14 protein-coding genes are annotated in these 13,531 nt (G+C 60.2%); 6 read left to right on the top strand and 8 right to left on the bottom strand.

The genetic code is table 11. From position 1 onward, the window contains the following. Nucleotides 1-2: 2 nt before the first annotated feature. Complete coding sequence (clpS, locus tag EYD00_RS05050) at nucleotides 3-359, bottom strand: ATP-dependent Clp protease adapter ClpS (RefSeq protein ID WP_003502541.1); 357 nt, start codon at nucleotides 357-359, stop codon at nucleotides 3-5. Between the two features lie 284 nt (nucleotides 360-643). Beyond that, entirely contained in the window at nucleotides 644-3,232 is a 2,589-nt protein-coding gene (cckA, locus tag EYD00_RS05045; protein ID WP_004441511.1) for a cell cycle histidine kinase CckA, read from the bottom strand. A gap of 659 nt (nucleotides 3,233-3,891) precedes the next feature. On the opposite strand from cckA, the gene EYD00_RS05035 reads away from it, so the two are divergent. Further along, nucleotides 3,892-5,139 (top strand): flagellar biosynthetic protein FliO, encoded by a 1,248-nt coding sequence (locus EYD00_RS05035; protein ID WP_034495730.1) that lies wholly within the window; start codon nucleotides 3,892-3,894, stop codon nucleotides 5,137-5,139. A 103-nt stretch (nucleotides 5,140-5,242) separates the two neighbouring features. On the opposite strand, the gene dksA is transcribed toward EYD00_RS05035, so the two are convergent. Then, a complete protein-coding gene (gene dksA / locus EYD00_RS05030) occupies nucleotides 5,243-5,662 on the bottom strand; it encodes an RNA polymerase-binding protein DksA (protein WP_004441503.1) in 420 nt (139 codons plus the stop codon). 302 nt (nucleotides 5,663-5,964) lie between these two features. On the opposite strand from dksA, the gene EYD00_RS05025 reads away from it, so the two are divergent. The 4 genes from EYD00_RS05025 to EYD00_RS05010 all read left to right on the top strand — a co-directional run bounded on the left by EYD00_RS05025 (nucleotide 5,965) and on the right by EYD00_RS05010 (nucleotide 9,813). After that, nucleotides 5,965-6,441 carry a SixA phosphatase family protein gene (locus EYD00_RS05025; protein ID WP_044458792.1) on the top strand — a complete coding sequence of 159 codons (477 nt, stop codon included), beginning with the start codon at nucleotides 5,965-5,967 and terminating at the stop codon, nucleotides 6,439-6,441. Nucleotides 6,442-6,568: 127 nt separating this feature from the next. Next, a complete protein-coding gene (locus tag EYD00_RS05020; protein WP_004441498.1) occupies nucleotides 6,569-8,047 on the top strand; it encodes a YcjX family GTP-binding protein in 1,479 nt (492 codons plus the stop codon). After that, nucleotides 8,044-9,123: a YcjF family protein gene (locus EYD00_RS05015; RefSeq protein WP_004441496.1), complete on the top strand. Its 1,080-nt coding sequence runs from the start codon at nucleotides 8,044-8,046 to the stop codon at nucleotides 9,121-9,123. Before EYD00_RS05020 ends, EYD00_RS05015 begins: the two co-directional genes overlap by 4 nt. A gap of 129 nt (nucleotides 9,124-9,252) precedes the next feature. After that, a complete protein-coding gene (locus tag EYD00_RS05010; RefSeq protein WP_004441493.1) occupies nucleotides 9,253-9,813 on the top strand; it encodes a hypothetical protein in 561 nt (186 codons plus the stop codon). Nucleotides 9,814-9,826: 13 nt separating this feature from the next. On the opposite strand, the gene folK is transcribed toward EYD00_RS05010, so the two are convergent. The 3 genes from folK to folP all read right to left on the bottom strand — a co-directional run bounded on the left by folK (nucleotide 9,827) and on the right by folP (nucleotide 11,576). Then, nucleotides 9,827-10,342 (bottom strand): 2-amino-4-hydroxy-6-hydroxymethyldihydropteridine diphosphokinase, encoded by a 516-nt coding sequence (folK, locus tag EYD00_RS05005; protein WP_004441490.1) that lies wholly within the window; start codon nucleotides 10,340-10,342, stop codon nucleotides 9,827-9,829. 4 nt (nucleotides 10,343-10,346) lie between these two features. Further along, nucleotides 10,347-10,712: a dihydroneopterin aldolase gene (gene folB / locus EYD00_RS05000; protein ID WP_003502532.1), complete on the bottom strand. Its 366-nt coding sequence runs from the start codon at nucleotides 10,710-10,712 to the stop codon at nucleotides 10,347-10,349. Between the two features lie 78 nt (nucleotides 10,713-10,790). Beyond that, the gene (gene folP / locus EYD00_RS04995; RefSeq protein ID WP_081859338.1) at nucleotides 10,791-11,576 is read right to left on the bottom strand and encodes a dihydropteroate synthase; all 786 of its coding nucleotides are present in this window, start codon (nucleotides 11,574-11,576) and stop codon (nucleotides 10,791-10,793) included. 178 nt (nucleotides 11,577-11,754) lie between these two features. Here folP and EYD00_RS04990 point away from each other — a divergent pair, with 178 nt between their 5' ends. Next, nucleotides 11,755-12,381, top strand: coding sequence for a DUF922 domain-containing Zn-dependent protease (locus EYD00_RS04990; protein WP_004441483.1), 627 nt, complete (start codon nucleotides 11,755-11,757; stop codon nucleotides 12,379-12,381). Between the two features lie 302 nt (nucleotides 12,382-12,683). Here EYD00_RS04990 and EYD00_RS04985 read toward each other — a convergent pair whose 3' ends face one another. Both EYD00_RS04985 and EYD00_RS04980 read right to left on the bottom strand, forming a co-directional pair. After that, entirely contained in the window at nucleotides 12,684-13,004 is a 321-nt protein-coding gene (locus EYD00_RS04985; RefSeq protein ID WP_004441480.1) for a 2Fe-2S iron-sulfur cluster-binding protein, read from the bottom strand. 131 nt (nucleotides 13,005-13,135) lie between these two features. After that, nucleotides 13,136-13,504 carry an Hpt domain-containing protein gene (locus EYD00_RS04980; protein WP_004441477.1) on the bottom strand — a complete coding sequence of 123 codons (369 nt, stop codon included), beginning with the start codon at nucleotides 13,502-13,504 and terminating at the stop codon, nucleotides 13,136-13,138. Nucleotides 13,505-13,531: the final 27 nt, after the last annotated feature.

The raw sequence follows: 13,531 nt of genomic DNA, 5'->3' as shown, positions 1-13,531 counted from the left end.
CCTCATTTCTTTTCCATGACGCACTGCAGCGGATGCTGGTGCTGTCGGGCGAAATCCATGACCTGGCTTACTTTCGTCTCTGCGACCTCATATGTAAACACCCCGCATTCGCCTACGCCGTGCTGGTGCACGTGCAGCATGATGCGGGTTGCCGCTTCACGATCTTTCTGGAAAAACCGTTCCAGAATGTGAATGACGAATTCCATGGGAGTGTAGTCGTCATTCAGTAAAAGAACACGGTACAAATTCGGTCTTTTCGTCTTCGGCTTAACGCGGGTGATAACAGACGTTCCACGGTTGGTACCGCCCCCGTCTTCCCCTTCGCCCTCGCCCTGCATGTAGATCGGCTTAGCGATCATCTTTCATCATTCTCCAAACTGTTCTCAAACCGACAGCTGATTGCCAGGAGGGAGAACTTCGCCTCTCCATATTTAGGTCGTTAAGAAGCGATTTTAAGCCCCTTGCGCGACGGTGCAATCACTATTGCGTTTGCGAAGAGGCAAACCTCGCGAAAAGTGCGGGATATGAGAGGTAACCGAAGTCCGAGAAGACATACCCCGTCCGCATGGGCGCGCCTTCGCGCCAAATGCGGACGGCTGCGACAGGCGGCCGCTCTGCCGAATTCGGTTCGACGGCGCCGGTCTCACTCCTTGTCGTCGAGCATTTCGCGCACGGCGATGGCAAGCTGCTTCAATGAGAAGGGTTTGGGCAGGAAACCGAACTTGGCATCAGCCGGCAGGTTTTTCGCGAAGGCGTCCTCGGCATAACCTGAAACGAAGATGAATTTCAGGTCTGGATAGGATTTGCGCAGCTCTCTCAGCAGCGACGGGCCGTCCATCTCAGGCATCACGACGTCGGAAACGACGATATCCACCTTGCCTTCCAGTTCCTCCATCACCTCCAGCGCCTCTGTGCCTGAGCCTGCCTCGTGCACGGTGTAGCCGCGCGTTTCCAGCATGCGTTTGCCGCCACGCCGCACCGCCTCTTCGTCTTCCACCAGCAGCACGACGGCGGATTTGCCTGTGAGGTCCAGCGGCTCTTCCTTCACCGGCTCGGCCGCGGCGACCGGAGCAAGCGCCGCCTCGCCTGGCTGCTGTCCAGTGCCGGGAACCGCCTCCACCACGTGGCGCGGAAGGTAGATGCGGAAGGCCGTTCCCCTGCCCACTTCCGATTCGGGATAAATATAGCCGCCGGACTGTTTGACGATGCCGTAGACCATCGACAGCCCGAGGCCCGTGCCCTTGCCCACTTCCTTGGTGGTGAAGAACGGTTCGAAAATCTTGTCCATGATCTCCGGCGGGATGCCCGTGCCGTTATCGGCAACTTCCACCATCACCATGTCTTCGGCCGGGAATTCGGGACGGCCGAGCGCGGCGATCTCTTCTGCGTCGACGTTGCGTGTCCTGATGGTGATCTTGCCGCCATCGGGCATGGCGTCGCGTGCATTGACGCAGAGATTGATGAGCACCTGCTCGAACTGCGACAGGTCTGTTTTCACCGGCCACAGATCCCGGCCGTAATCGACCTCCAGCTTGACATTGGTGCCGGAAATCAGCCTGTCCACCAGCATGCGCAGGTCGCCGATCACATCCGTCAGGTTGAGGATTGCCGGGCGCATCGTCTGCTTGCGCGAGAATGCCAGAAGCTGGCGCACCAGTACGGCGGCGCGGTTGGCGTTTCGCTTGATCTCCATCAGATCGGCGAAGCTCGGATCGGCCGGACGCGCCTGCAAGAGCAGATGGTCGGACGACAGCAGGATGGCGGTCAACACGTTGTTGAAATCGTGGGCAATGCCGCCTGCGAGCGTGCCCACCGCGTTCATCTTCTGCGTCTGCGCCATCTGGGTTTCGAGCGCCTTCTGCTCGGTCACCTCTATCGCATAGACGATTGCCACCTCTTCCGGCGCCTCGTCGTCCTGGTCGATGACGGCATTGACGTAGAAACGGAAATGCCTGGTCTCGTCGCTCGGATGGCGGGAATCGAAGGGCGCGATATCGCCCTGACGGTCCTTGGCCTCGGCGAGCGCCTGTTCAAGGCGCGGCTTTTCATTGTCGTGAAGGACTGTCTCGAGTGCCACGCCGCGATCAATATCGTCGCGCCCGACAACGCCAGAGAACAGCTTGAGGAAAGGCGCATTGATGCGCAGGATGCGTCCATCGCCGTCAAGCGAGGCAATCGCCATCGGTGTATTGTTGAAAAAGCGCGTGAAGCGCATGGCGGAGGAAGATTCGGTATCCTCCTGCCCCTTGGGCCGCATCAGGACGATGGTACGGCTCTCACCCGGCGCGCCGTCCTTTGCGGTGACCTGGTGGACGAGGCGGGCCGGCATGCTCTGGCCGTTCACCCGGCGCATGTCGAGATCGAGGATTTCGGTGCGCTTTGCTGAACCCTGGGGCTGGACGGATTCGATCAGCGCCATGCCCTCGCCGGCGACGATGTCCGAGACCGTCATCGAGCCTGGCGAAAACTGTGCGAGATCGATGCCGAGCCATTCCGACAGAGTGGCGTTCAGATAAACGATCTCACCCTTGCGACCGGCGGAAAAGAAACCGGCCGGCGCGTGGTCGAGGTAATCGATGGCATTCTGCAATTCGCGGAAAAAGCGCTCCTGATCTTCGCGCTCTGGCGTGATATCGGCAATCTGGAAGACATGCAGCCCCTCGCCGCCCGAATCCTTCAGCACCCTGCCCTTCAGCCTGTACCAGTGTGGCCCCGCATTGGAATCCTCGCCCAGCGGTTTCAGCAGGCGAAATTCTTCGTAGCCGTCGCGGCCTTCGCGCAGCATGTTGATGAGACGGTAAAGAGCCTCCGTCGCTTCCCGGCTGCGCGACAGCAATGTTTCAAGACTCTGGATATCGCTCGCCTTGGTGGTGCCGCTCATCCTGCAATAGGTGGCGTTGGCATAAACCATATGCCCCTTGGCATCTGTTATCAGCGTACCATCGGGGTGGGCAGAGAGAAACCGGCGTGCAAGCCCATCCGATTGCGATTGCGGCATCACCTCAATGAAACCGATGATCGACGAAACCAGAAAGAAAATGCCCATCATGGCCAGCACACCAAGAATGCCGAGCACGATTTCGTTTTCGAGAGAATCTTTGAAATAGACAAAGGCGGCGGCAGCGGCGATCAGCACCAGCGCCAGCAGCAGAATGCGCAACACCGTGCCGGAACGGGCACGCCTGTCCACCAGCGGAAGGTCGTTGTCGCTTGTCTCGCGCACCCGTGTCATCTTGGCCTCGCAGTCGTGCAGGTCGTCATTCGAACAGTCCCGCACTCCGGACGGAATCGGGCAGCAGAATTTCTTGTAGCAACTCGCTCGACCCTCAAAAAGCTCCGCAGCGACACAAAGGCTTAAAACGCACAGCGAAAACGGCTTCAAAGCCGCATATCAGCCTCAAAAGACTAATGGCGCGTGCAGGTGAGTTCCCTCACCTGGCATTGGATCCGCGGCGCGGAGCACTCAATCCTGCCGTCACTGACGGTGCAGACCGAACATCCATCGGTAAAGTCCACACACGATGGGTTGTCCCGAACGAACTCATCCATCGTGAAAACCTTGTCTGGCGCCTTATCATCCGCCGCTGCCGAACAGGAAATCAACAGGGCGGCACTGCAGCGCCTCAGTACGGGTCCGACGAGACGGGATCGGAACATGGCAAGCGCTCCCTTCTATTGGAAGAATTGCAACTTTCGCTCTCGCCCAGCATTGAAGGACGAGATGTGGCGCTTTGGTGGCGCCGTTGCCATCGATAGGGCGATGCCCGTGCTGAAATGAATAAACCTTGTGTTGCGCCTAAAAAAATCGTCTTTTCGTGCTTGATGTTCACATTATAAGAACCACGGCAATATTAATTGCCCAAGAAATTAAAAAGCCAAAAATCTGAAGGGATGATCTCCATGATGGAAGATTTTATCGGCACCTATGGAAACCGTCTCATCGTCGCCGTCGTCGGTGTGGGTGTGGCCCTCCTCGTTCTGGCGATTGCTCTGTGGATCCTGCGCAGACGAAGCGGTTCGGCGCCCTTTATCCGCGGCGGCCGCAACCGGCAGCCACGTTTGCAGGTGCTTGACGCCACAGCCGTCGATGCGCGGCGTCGCCTCGTGCTGGTGCGACGCGACAATGTCGAGCATCTGGTCATGATCGGCGGTCCAACCGATATCGTCATCGAGAGCGGCATAGGCGCGATCCCGATCGTCAGGGATGTGCAGGAGCCGGAACTCAAGGCGCTCCCGCGTCAGGAAAGCGAGCCGAAAAGGACCGAGCCTTCCATCTCACCGGAACGCCGCGCCGTGCTGCCGCAGCAGCAACCGTCTCAGGCCCCTGCGCCCGCTTCGATAGCGGAGGAGCCGGTGAAGCAGCCGCAACGGCCGGAACCGCCCGCTCAAGCCCAACGTCCCGCGCCGACAGCAGCGGCAGCACCACCGTCGCCGCGCCCGGCAACGCCACCGCCGCCTGCGTCCCCGCCTCCGACGGCGCGTGAATCCGCCGCGCCGGCAAGACCTGCACCTTCCGAGCGGGAGGCGGCCCGTCCTGCCCCGCCGCCAATACCGGTGACCGTAGCCCCGACGGGCGCGACCGTTCTGCCCGTCGCCGCCGCGTCACTCCCCATCACCCCGGAGCGGCCGGAGTTTAAGCGGGCCGAACCCTCGGCACCCGCCCCCGCACCGGTTGCGCCGCCGATCCCGGCCCAGGGACCTATAGAAGCAAAGACGGCAGAGGACGGGCCTGCGGACGTTGCGCCGCCCGTTTTCGCTGCGCGCGAGCCGGTGATCAATCAATCCATCGCAGCCGATTTTCTCGACGCTGCGCGGGAGCGGGTTCTTCCCGGTATGAACCCGGCGGCGAGCGCACCGTCTGTTCCGTTCCCACCCAAGCCTGAGAATCCGGCTGTCGCCGCCAATGACACCGAGCCGAAATTTTCAGACGAGCTGGCCAGCGATTTCGAGAGCTTCCTCGAAGCTGAGATCGCCAAAAGCAAGGGAGCCGATAGTGACCCGGCCACTTTCCCCGTAGCGGAAAAGCAGGCAAAACCGCAGCCGGCCACGCCACCAGTCACCGGCGCATCGCCGGATGGTGACGTCCAGAAGGAGATGGCACGCATCTTCGGTGAGCTTTCGGTGACCCGCGACCGCTGAAGGGACGAATTTACCCGGCCGAGGCTATTGCATAAAAAAGGGCACGGAAGCGTTTCCGTGCCCTTGTTCTTTTATAGTGTCACCGGTCTGACGCGGCTTAGCCTTATTCGTCGCGGTAGACTTTTTCGCGACGCTCGTGGCGCTCCTGCGCTTCGATGGAGAGGGTCGCAATCGGGCGCGCGTCCAGACGCTTGAGGCCGATGGGCTCGCCTGTTTCCTCGCAATAACCGTAAGTGCCGTCTTCGATCCGCTGAAGGGCTGCATCGATCTTCGATATCAGCTTGCGCTGACGGTCGCGGGCGCGAAGCTCGATCGCCCGGTCTGTTTCGGAAGAGGCCCGATCCGCAAGATCGGGATGGTTGGCGCTTTCTTCGGCGAGATGTCCGAGCGTCTCGCGCGCTTCTCTCAGGATATCGTTTTTCCAGGCTATGAGCTTCGCGCGAAAGTAGGCGCGCTGGCTGGCATTCATGAACTCATCGTCTTCCGAGAGCACATATTTGCTAAGATCGATCTTCTCACTCAACGCGATTCTCCTCGAAGAACATCTCAATGCGGCGGTGTATACTCCAATGATAGTGGCCGGTTCAAGTCTACAGATCAGTTTTCGGGCATTTTTAAAACTGACACAAAAATCATCTAAATGACTAATTTTTATTCTTTATTCGTATTGAAGCGATCTCTTCTTCAATCACTTCAACGCGACTTACCAACAGGAAAGAGGACTTGCGGTCCTGCAACCCAATCCTGTAGCATTCCGCCCGTGCCCTGACATTCGAACGCCGGTCCCCGCCCTTGACAGCATCTTCCCCGAGCCGAGTTTATCTTCTGCGCCACGCCAAAGCCGCCTGGGCGGCGCCGGGAGAACGGGATTTCGACCGGGGATTGAACGAGGCCGGCTTTGCCGAGGCGGAGGTCATTGCCGACCTCGCCGCCGACCGCCGCTACCGGCCCGAAGTCCTCCTGTCTTCCACGGCCGTTCGCTGCCGGCAGACAACGGAGGCCTGGCAAAGGGCCTTCAATGAAGGCATAGACATCTTCTATGTCGATGAGATGTATAATGCGCGCAGCGAAACCTATCTCTCCCTTGTCGCCGCTCAGACGGAGGCGCAGTCAGTGATGCTGGTGGGCCATAACCCCACCATGGAGGCAACGCTGGAAGCGATGATAGGCGAGGACCTGCTGCATGCAGCCCTGCCCTCGGGTTTTCCGACATCGGGCCTCGCGGTTCTGGATCACGACGGCGGTGCCAGCAACGGCAGAGACCGCTGGCGGCTGATCGATTTCCTCGCACCGGGCAAATAATCGCTTCGGCGCGCGATGAATTGCGGAAAGAAGGCGCGCTGAAAATCCGCTGGCGCGCTTCTTTTTTGGGCAACCGTATCTTCCTATATTGCAGCCGTGACCGTTTAACGCAGCCGGGAAATTGCCATTGCCGCCTTCTCTTACGTCCCTGACAGACAGTGCGCTCATTGCGTTCGATAATCTGGCCGACCGCGCGAGTAACCTCACTCACCCCACATTGCGGCTTGGTGTCACCGGCCTTTCGCGGGCGGGCAAGACGGTTTTCATCTCTTCGCTGGTCCATAATCTTCTCAACGGCGGGCGGCTGCCGCTGTTTGAGGCCATGCGCTCCGGACGCGTTTCTAACGTGCGGCTGGAGCCGCAGCCGGACGACGCCATTCCCCGTTTCCAATATGAAGATCACATCCAGGCACTGGTGCGCGACCGGCTTTGGCCGGATTCGACGCGGGCGATCTCAGAACTCAGGATCACGCTGGATTACCAGAGCGCCAGCGGCTGGGGCCGCTGGTTCTCGGCCGGCAAGCTCTCTATCGATATCGTCGATTACCCCGGCGAATGGCTGCTCGACCTGCCGCTTCTGTCGCAGGATTACAGGCAATTCAGCGATACCACAGTCTCGCTGGCCGGAAGCGGGGTCCGCGCCGAGCTGGCACAGGAATGGCTGGCCATCGCCTCTTCGCTCGATATCAACGCGCCCGCCGACGAAATGACGGCCCGACGCTTGGCTGAAAGCTTCGCGGCCTATCTCAAGGCCTGCAAGTCCGACGAGAGATCGCTGTCCACCCTGCCGCCCGGCCGCTTCCTGATGCCCGGCGATCTGGAAGGGTCGCCCGCGCTGACCTTTGCGCCGCTTCCCGGCCTGACGGACGAAAAAGCGCCGAAAGGCTCCCTGCGCGCCATGATGGAGCGGCGCTACGACGCCTACAAGTCGATCGTCGTCAAACCTTTCTTCCGCGAGCATTTCGCCCGCCTCGACCGGCAGATCGTCCTGATCGACACGCTGCAGGCCGTCAATCGCGGTCCGGAAGCCGTTCAGGATCTGGAGCGGGCGCTGGGCGATGTTCTCGCCTGTTTCCGCCCCGGCACCAACAGCCTGCTGTCGTCGCTGATCGGCCGTCGCATCGACAAGGTGCTGATTGCGGCTACGAAGGCCGATCATCTGCATCACGAAAGCCATGACCGGCTGGAGCGCCTGACCCGGCGTCTGGTCGACCGCGCCATCACCACCATCGGAATGAATGGCGCCGGTATCGAAGTCATGGCGCTGGCTTCGGTTCGCGCCACGAGAGAGGCAAGCGTTCGACAGGATGGCCACGAACTGCCCGTCATCGTGGGCACGCCGATGACCGGCGAAACCATCAATGGCGAGACATTTGACGGCAATCGCAAGACAGCGATCTTTCCGGGCGACCTGCCTGACGATCCGGAGCCATTGTTCCGCAGCATAGACCGGGATGGCGACAAGGCGACACTACCTGATGTCAATGTCGTGCGTTTTCGACCGCCCAACATTGACGAGCCGGGCAGCGGCGGCATTCGGCTTTCCGTTCCACATATCAGGCTCGACCGCGCCATGCAGTTCCTGTTCGGAGACAAGCTCGCATGAAAGCTCCCACACAAAACGATCCGCAGACGCGCCGCCCCGCCGCTTTCACGCTCGAGACGGAAGAGACGGCACGACCGTCCGCCACGCAGAAGCGAGCGCCGCGCAGTTTCGATGCGGAGATATCTTTGACGCCAGATGAAGACGATCCGTTTCTGGCACCTGAGGACATAGACGCTGCCGCTCTGCCCGTGGCGATACCGAAGAAAAGCCGCTTCTCCTTCGGCAAGCTGGCGCTGGGTGCTTTGGGTGTCCTGTTCTCGCTTGCCTTCGGGCTCTGGGCGGATCAGCTCATCCGCAATCTGTTTTCCCGCTCCGACTGGCTGGGCTACACGGCAACGATCGCCCTCATCGTGGCGCTTTTTGCGGTTCTCGCCCTCGTCGGCCGCGAAGTCTTCGGCATCATGCGGCTCAATGCCGTACAATCTCTCAAGGCGGATGCCGAGACGGCAAGCCTTGACAAGAGCCCGAAACCCGCCCGCGCCATCGTCACCCGCCTGAATGCCGTCCTTTCCCATCGGGCGGAAACGGCCAAGGGGCGCGCGGCGCTGAAGGAAACGGAAAGCGATGTCATCGACGGCCCGCATCTGATCGAGCTTGCCGAACGTGAACTGCTGGTGCCGCTCGACCGACAGGCGCGGGCGCTGATTCTCAATTCCTCGAAACGAGTCTCGGTTGTCACTGCCGTCAGTCCACGCGCCGTCGTCGATCTCGCTTATGTGCTGTTCGAAGTGACGCGGCTGGTGCGCGCCATGGCAGAGCTTTACGGCGGCCGTCCCGGCACGCTCGGCATGCTGAAACTCCTGCGCGATGTTGTCGCCCATCTCGCCGTCACGGGCTCGATCGCCGTCGGTGACGGGCTCGCTCAACAGGTTCTCGGACACGGCCTTGCTTCGAAACTCTCCGCACGTCTCGGCGAAGGCGTCATCAACGGCCTGATGACGGCGCGAATCGGCATTGCCGCAATGGATCTTTGCCGCCCGCTGCCGTTCAGGGCTGTGAAACGGCCGGGAATCGGCGATTTCATGTCCGACCTCACGCCCGATTTAAGCAGTGGAAAAAGCGGCGAGAAAGCCTGATTGCTCGACTTTGAGCGGTTCAAAAGGTTACGGATGACGCCGCAAATGAGAGTGAAATAAACCAAGCATTAACCATTCCGCCGGTAGATTGCAGCCTATCGAACAGGCTTCTTCGCCGGGGAAAGTATCATGTATTCGCGCTTCTTTTCGCTTGTGGGCGGACTTGCCGCCATATTGTCCGTCAGCGGCGGTTTCGGCATGTCTGACGTGCATGCCGCATCACGCGATCGCGACGACGTGTTTTTCCGCTCCGTTGCCGGCGTCTGGAAGGGTCCGGGCGAAATCGTCGCCGGCAAATACAAGGGCACGAAATTCACCTGCGACCTGACGGGCGAACCGCTTGACGACAAGCAGACCGGCATAAAGCTCGGCGGCACCTGCCGCGTCGGCGTCTTCAGCCAGCCCATGTCCGCCGTCATCAGCCAGAAGGGCAACAGCTACGAAGGCAGGTTCCTTGATGGCGCGGCCGGCAAGGGTCTGGACATCACCTCCGGACAGGTCAGCGGCGACAAGGTCGTCGTCGGCATCAACCGCGCCAAACTCAACGGTGCAATGGTTGCCCGCGTCTCCAACGACAATTCGATGAACATCACCATCTCGGTGAAGGTCGCCGATCAGATGATACCGGTCATCGGCGTCACGCTGGCGCGCGATATCGACCAGCTGGCTGTCGGCTCGATCAAGCCGTAAAGACTACAGTTTTTCAGCCATTGCCAGGCGGGAGTGTCCACCACTCCCGCTTTTCGTTTGCGCTGACAATGCCGCTCTTGTCCGCCTGCTGAAGCCATTCCCGGACGGACTTTCCCCTGACCTGGAGATCAGGCGCTATATCAGCAAGCGGCATCAGCACGAAAGCGCGCTCCGTCATGCGTGGATGCGGCACTTCAATGCTTTCCGTAACGATAGACTGGTTCCCGAAGGTCAGCACATCGATATCGATGGTGCGCGGGCCCCAGCGTTCCGTCCGTACCCGTTTCATGCCTTTTTCGATATCGAGGCACAGTTCCAGCAGCGCGGGCGCCGGAAGCGCGGTCTCGACCAAAGCGCAGCAATTGAAAAAATCGGCCTGATCGGTCTTGCCCCATGGAGGTGTGCGGTAAAGGTTGGAGACGGCCATCAGGCGGCAATCGCCATGCGCATCGAGTTCGCGCAGTGCCCTGGCCATGGCGGCGGCCGCATCGCCGATATTGCCGCCGAGACCCAGGGCAGCGACGGTCATCGTTTCAGGCTCGGTGTTCAACGCTCACCTGTGCATAATCCAGAATACCTGGAACCGGCGCCGAGGGCTTGCGCACCGTGATGCGCAGCCAGACGATTTGCGGATAACGGGCACGCAGCGCCTTGGCGATGTCGTTCGCAAGCGCCTCTATGAGATACCGGCGCTGGCCGACGACGATCTTTTCGATGACCGCGAAAGCCACGCCATAATCGACGGTGTTCTCAATATCGTCGGTTTCCAGCGCGTCGCCCGCCTCGACCTCCATCTCGGCATCGACGAAAAAGCGCTGCCCCAACACCTCTTCCTGTTCAAGAAGACCATGACGGGCAAAGAAGGAACAGTTTTTCAGGATGATGGTATAGCGGCTCATCGCATCGCCTCCATGGCAGGACTGTTTCGCCGGAAAGCCGCACCCTCCTCGGGACATGACATTCCGGCACTCATTGATCTAGGCATCGGCCTTTGCCGACGCTTTGGCAAGAACCGCATCGGCGATTGCCAATGCATCACGCGTCGCGGCGACATTGTGCACACGAAAAATCGAAGCGCCGGCAAGCCTCAGGATCGCCGTCGTCGCAGCCGTTCCGATATCGCGTTCATCGGCCGCATCCCGGCCCGTCAGCGACCCGATAAAACGCTTGCGCGACGTGCCGGCAAGAACCGGCAGGCCAAAGGCGGCAAGCTCGCTGAAACGGGCCATCAGCTCAACATTTTCCCGCTCATCCTTGGCAAAACCAAAACCGGGATCCAGCACGACGGCATCGCGGGCAACACCCGCGTCCTCGGCGATCTCGAGCGAATGATTGAGGAATTCGAACTGGTCGGCGATGACATCGGCGAGCTTCTGCCGGTCGCGGCCGGTATGCATGATGCAGACGCCCGCGCGGGTGGCGGCGACCACGCCCGCCATTTCGGCGTCTTTCTGCAAACCGAAAACGTCATTGACGATATGCGCCCCTGCCGCGATGGCGAGCCGAGCCGTCGAAGCGCGATAGGTATCGACGGAAATCAATACATCCGTCTCGCGGCGCAATTTCTCGATGACGGGCAGCACCCTATCCTGCTCCTCGGCTTCCGTTACCGCGGCAGCCCCGGGCCTGGTGGACTCGCCGCCGATATCGATGATGTCGGCTCCTTCTTCCGCGCAGGTCAGCGCATGGGAAAAAGCCGCATCGACGGCGAGATAACGACCGCCATCCGAAAAGGAATCGGGCGTTGCGTTGACGATGGCCATAATACGGCCACGCCCATCAAGTTTCAGGGAGCGGCCATGGGCCGCTTGCCACGCGTTGCTGCCGGCTGTTATCACGTAACACGTGCCTTTCGGAATAACGGAGTGTTATGCCAATTCTTATAAGTTCCGCTCCGCCTATGCAGCAAACGTTTTTCAAGTTCAACCGGAAGGCCGGGTCATGACCAAATCATCACGTGCTCTTTGCGCCGCTTTGGCGGTCGCAGTCGCACTTTCCATCCCCGGACCGGCTTTTTCCGAAACCATCGTCCGCAAGACCTATTCCTATTTTTCGATCAGCGGCAAAACCGCCGCCGACCTCGACCAGCAGCTTTCCAGGCACGGCCCGCTGACCCGCAATACCGGCGCGCGCCATCCGGGCGCGACCGAAATCAAATTCGGTGGCGAACTCACCTATGTTGAGAAAAACGGCCTTTGCAGCGTCGGAACCGCCAAAGTGGTGCTGAATACCCGGATTCTCCTGCCGCAATGGAAAAACCGCCGCCGCACCACGGCGGAACTGGCCTTCATCTGGGATACGCTGCTTGCCGATATCAAGCGCCACGAGGAACGGCACGCCGAAATCGCCCGCACTCACGCCCGTTCGCTCGAACGGCAGTTGACCGCGCTTCGCCCCCAGAAAAACTGTGAAACGCTGCAGGAAATGGTTGGCAAGATCACCCAGACGGTGATGGACGAGCACGACAGGGACCAGATGCGGTTCGACGTGGTGGAATCGCGAAATTTCGATGCCCGCATGACACGGCTCCTGAAAAACCGGCTCGAACAGGGACAGAGCCGCCGCTGAGAGGCCTGCGCCTTTCTTCCGACAAAGCTGAATGATTGGCCGACATGACGTAACGTGATGTCCGATCTCACCCGTGACTTCTGGTGATGGTGCGTCCGGTGAGACTCATTGTACGTTCTACGTACGGTTTCGGACCATACTGTCTCAAAAGCTTTGATGGTCGCAGCCGCCTCCGGTTCTCCCGGTGCGCACTTGAGGGCTCGCAGGTGTTTCCTCCCTCGCCTGCATGCTGCGTACCCGCCTCGCCCCGCTCCCCGCTACCTTGGTGAGCGGGGCTTTTTCTGCCGCAAAGCCGTTTCGTCTCAGCCCTGGCGCTCAGGAACGTGAACGACGAGACCGTCAAGGTCGTCGCTCATCTTGATCTGACAGGAAAGACGCGAAGTCGGCCGCACGTCGAAAGCGAAATCCAGCATGTCTTCTTCCATCGGCTCCGACCCGCCAACGCGCTCCGACCAGGCGTCGTCGACATAGACATGACAGGTGGCGCAGGCGCAGGCACCGCCACATTCCGCGTCGATGCCGGGGATGGAGTTGCGCACGGCATTCTCCATCACGGTGGAACCGTTGCTCACGTCGAGTTCATGGGGCGTGCCGTCAAAGGCAACGATTGTCAGTTTTGTCATGCCGAAATCCAGAATGTGATCTAAGAACTGTTCTAAACACATAGAAAGGCCGGTTCGCCTTGGCAACCCGCTTGGAGGGCGCCCAGGGCCTCAACCGGCCTTGCGAAACCGCAATTTTGATGAATTACGCCTCAGCGGCAAAGTTTCAGGATGAAATTTTCGGCCTCGACAATGGCGGCCGCAAGCTTTGCAATCGCGGCGCTGTCATTGCCACCAGCCTCCACGGCGGCGGCAGCCACAGAAACACCAAAGGCGCCGACAGCCTGTGCTGCGCCCTTCAGACGATGCGCGGTCGCCTTCACGCCCGTGTCGCCGGCGCCCGCCATTTCGTGCAGCGCGGCGCGCGCATTGCGGCTGAACAGTTGCAGCACCTCGATCTCAAGATCCTTGTCGCCCATCGTCTGACGGGCCAGATGATCGAAATCGATAGGCTTTTTTCCAGTGACCGGCGCGCCGCCGCAATTATCGGGCGCTTCGAAAGCGATACTGACTGCTGCCATGTCTCAAATTCCTGTCTTGCCGTTTCC

This window comes from Agrobacterium sp. 33MFTa1.1, from assembly GCF_004328495.1.
In the GTDB taxonomy this organism is placed as follows: domain Bacteria; phylum Pseudomonadota; class Alphaproteobacteria; order Rhizobiales; family Rhizobiaceae; genus Agrobacterium; species Agrobacterium pusense.
Note: the sequence above shows the minus strand (reverse complement) of the source record. Positions and strands in the feature narration are given on the sequence as shown.

Bases quoted from the DNA above. Each gene is read 5' to 3' on its own strand.
- clpS (WP_003502541.1), bottom strand. From the start codon at position 359: ATGATCGCTAAGCCGATCTACATGCAGGGCGAGGGCGAAGGGGAAGAC.
- cckA (WP_004441511.1), bottom strand. From the start codon at position 3,232: ATGACACGGGTGCGCGAGACAAGCGACAACGACCTTCCGCTGGTGGAC.
- EYD00_RS05035 (WP_034495730.1), top strand. From the start codon at position 3,892: ATGATCTCCATGATGGAAGATTTTATCGGCACCTATGGAAACCGTCTC.
- EYD00_RS05015 (WP_004441496.1), top strand. From the start codon at position 8,044: ATGAAAGCTCCCACACAAAACGATCCGCAGACGCGCCGCCCCGCCGCT.
- EYD00_RS05010 (WP_004441493.1), top strand. From the start codon at position 9,253: ATGTATTCGCGCTTCTTTTCGCTTGTGGGCGGACTTGCCGCCATATTG.
- folK (WP_004441490.1), bottom strand. From the start codon at position 10,342: ATGACCGTCGCTGCCCTGGGTCTCGGCGGCAATATCGGCGATGCGGCC.
- folB (WP_003502532.1), bottom strand. From the start codon at position 10,712: ATGAGCCGCTATACCATCATCCTGAAAAACTGTTCCTTCTTTGCCCGT.
- folP (WP_081859338.1), bottom strand. From the start codon at position 11,576: ATGGCCATCGTCAACGCAACGCCCGATTCCTTTTCGGATGGCGGTCGT.
- EYD00_RS04990 (WP_004441483.1), top strand. From the start codon at position 11,755: ATGACCAAATCATCACGTGCTCTTTGCGCCGCTTTGGCGGTCGCAGTC.
- EYD00_RS04985 (WP_004441480.1), bottom strand. From the start codon at position 13,004: ATGACAAAACTGACAATCGTTGCCTTTGACGGCACGCCCCATGAACTC.
- EYD00_RS04980 (WP_004441477.1), bottom strand. From the start codon at position 13,504: ATGGCAGCAGTCAGTATCGCTTTCGAAGCGCCCGATAATTGCGGCGGC.